Genomic DNA, 820 nt, shown 5'->3' with positions numbered 1-820 from the left:
GCTCTCTTTTAACTTAACCTCATCTTTTCTCTGTAGGTATTTCTCTATGTCAAATATATTTCTCTTGTCATAATCTTCAAGGAACTTATAATTCTTATGTTTGGTTATGTCAAATTTATCTGAAAGAAATGGTCTAACTCCTCTTAATTGGTAGATACATTTCCCACCATCCATTACAGTTATTTCATCTTGACTCATTAATTCTTTTCCAGTTTTTTGATAGTTTAAACCAAAACTCTTTTGATTTGATCTTGTTTCTGATGTGTTATATAGGTCTATTGTTTCTTTTCCCAAACTTTCAGATAATTCTTTTAATGTTGTTTTTTCTTTTCCTCCTAGAAAGAGTGTTGAGTCACAATTGCCAACTATGGTATCGGCATTATCTTTATAGATACTTTTTAGTTGTGATTGTGCTTGTAATATTATACAAGCTGATATTTCTCTACTTCTAATAGTTGCAATAAGTTTTTCAAATTTAGGAATTAAGCCGATGTTTGCAAATTCGTCAAGTAGGCATCTCACATGAATAGGAAGTCTTCCGCCATATTCGTCATCTGCTTTATCACATAATAGATTAAATAATTGTGAGTACATTATTGATACTACAAAGTTAAACGTATCATCTGTATCTGATATTATAACGAATAAAGCTGTTTTCTTTTCTCCAAGTGTATCAAGCTCCAGTTCATCTTCTTTCATAAGATCCCTTAATTCTTCAATATCAAAAGGAGCAAGCCTTGCTCCACAGGATATAAGGATTGATTTGGCAGTTTTTCCTGCTGCAAGTTTGTATTTCTTGTATTGTTTTACTGCGAAATGA

The 820-nt window shown here is 31.3% G+C and carries 1 protein-coding gene; it reads right to left on the bottom strand.

The window, feature by feature from the left end:
• Window positions 1-820: VirD4-like conjugal transfer protein, CD1115 family (locus tag HMPREF0077_RS10015; protein ID WP_004837906.1), on the bottom strand; the 820-nt coding region annotated here is incomplete at both ends.

This window comes from Anaerococcus tetradius ATCC 35098 (genome assembly GCF_000159095.1).
Classification (GTDB): domain Bacteria; phylum Bacillota; class Clostridia; order Tissierellales; family Peptoniphilaceae; genus Anaerococcus; species Anaerococcus tetradius.
The sequence above is the reverse complement of the archived record's forward strand: the minus strand, read 5'-3'. Positions and strand labels throughout refer to the sequence as shown.